Source organism: Actinoplanes sp. NPDC051633, assembly GCF_040681735.1.
Taxonomy (GTDB): Bacteria; Actinomycetota; Actinomycetes; order Mycobacteriales; family Micromonosporaceae; genus Actinoplanes.
In genome coordinates, this window is record NZ_JBFAZH010001458.1 from 1 (window position 1) to 1,685 (window position 1,685).

The window sequence follows — 1,685 nt, forward strand, 5'->3', positions numbered from 1 at the left end:
CGCGCGACGGCAGCGGCGCAACCACGAAGTCACGCCCGGCGGCGCGGAGAGCCCGGGCCGCGGCGAGCGCGGCCCGCGACCGGTCGAAGCCCGCGCCGAGTGGTTCGTCCGCGGCACGGCGACGGGTACGCAGGTCGTCGACGGTCACGAAGTAGCCGGGGCCACCGGTGAGCTTCCAGTGATGGCTGCCGAAGCCGACGGGCAGATACTCCAGCGCGCCGGCGCGCAGCGACCAGCCCGTTTCCAGGCAGGCTCGCAGCGCCGACTCGGGCAGCTCGTCGGGGGGCGTGAACACATGGCCACGATAGGGAGCAGCTGACGGCTTTGCGACGGATATCGTGGCGGCCCTGATCACCCGGCCTAGGCTCGCGCCATGCATGTCGCTGTAGTCGGTGCGGGGCCCGCCGGGCTGTTCTGCGCCATCGCCCTCGGCCGCCGCGGTCACCAGGTCTCCGTCGTGGACCGTGATCCCGGCCCGGCCGCCGACGGCAGCTGGGCCCGCCAGGGTGTCATGCAGTTCCATCACCCGCACGGCGTCCGGCAGCAGATCCTGGATGCGCTCGACGCCGAGATGCCCGAGGTGCACGCGGGCCTGCTCGAGGCGGGGGCGGAGCACGCCGTGCTGCCGGCGCAGGCCGGCCGGCCGGAGCAGGTCGTCGGCCTGCACTGCCGGCGGATGACCTTCGAGCGGGTGCTGCGGGCGGCGGCCGAGGCCCAGCCGGGCGTCACGCTGGTGCGGGGCCACGCCGACGAAGTGTTGCGGTCCGGGGGTCGTGCCACCGGAGTACGGGTGGACGGCCACGATCTCGCCGCCGACCTGGTGCTCAACGCGTCGGGGCGGGCCGGCCGGCTCGCCGACGACGTGCGTACTCCCGGTGAGTCCAGCGACTGCGGCCTGTCCTACGTCTCCCGCCAGTACGCGTTGCTGCCCGGCGCTGGGCTCGGCCCGATGAACGCACCGATCGGCATCGTGCAGACCCTGCCGGGCTACATAGTCGCGGTGTTCCTGCAGGACAATCGCACGTTCTCGGCCCTGATCGCCCGGGCCTCCGCCGACCGCCGTCTGACCTCACTGCGATTCACGGAGGCCTTCGAGGCCGCCGCCCGCGCGATTCCCGCACTGGCCGACTGGGTGACCGCCGAGCGCAGCCGGCCGATCACGCCGGTGCTGCCGGGTGGGCGGCTGCACAACACGTACCGCGGGCAGCTGGACGCCGAGGGCCGGGTCGGCCTGCCGGGCCTGTTGCATGTCGGCGACAGCGTCTGCACCACGAACCCCACCGCCGGCCGCGGCATCGCCATCGCGCTGCGACAGGCCGCGCGCCTGGTGCGGTTCCTGGACGAGCATCCCGGCGACCCGGCCGCAGCGGCGCTGGCCTTCGACGACTGGTGCACCGAGCAGGTGCGGCCCTGGTACGCCGACCATGTCTACTGGGACGCCGACATCCTGCGCCGCTGGTCCGGTGGTGACGTCGACGTGACCCGGCGCCTGCCCTCCGACCTGATCATGGAGGCGACCGCCGTGGACCCGTCGTTGATGCGGGTCGTCGGCCCGTTCATGGCGATGCAGGTCCTGCCGTCGGCGCTCGACGCGGTGGAGCCGCGGGCGCGGGAGATCTTCGCGAGCGGCTGGCGCCCGCCGGCGCATCCCGGCCCGACCAACGACGAGCTCGCCGACCTGATCG

The 1,685-nt window shown here is 73.8% G+C and carries 1 protein-coding gene and 1 pseudogene; one reads left to right on the top strand and one right to left on the bottom strand.

Annotated features, from left to right (window positions below; all coding sequences use genetic code 11):
• Nucleotides 1-295 (bottom strand): annotated as a pseudogene (locus AB0M20_RS42050) (phosphotransferase); the annotation flags it as partial.
• Nucleotides 296-373: 78 nt separating this feature from the next.
• Between AB0M20_RS42050 and AB0M20_RS42055 the strand changes: the two are divergent.
• On the top strand, nucleotides 374-1,685 hold a 1,312-nt coding region (locus AB0M20_RS42055), incomplete at its 3' end, for an FAD-dependent oxidoreductase (RefSeq protein WP_364306968.1).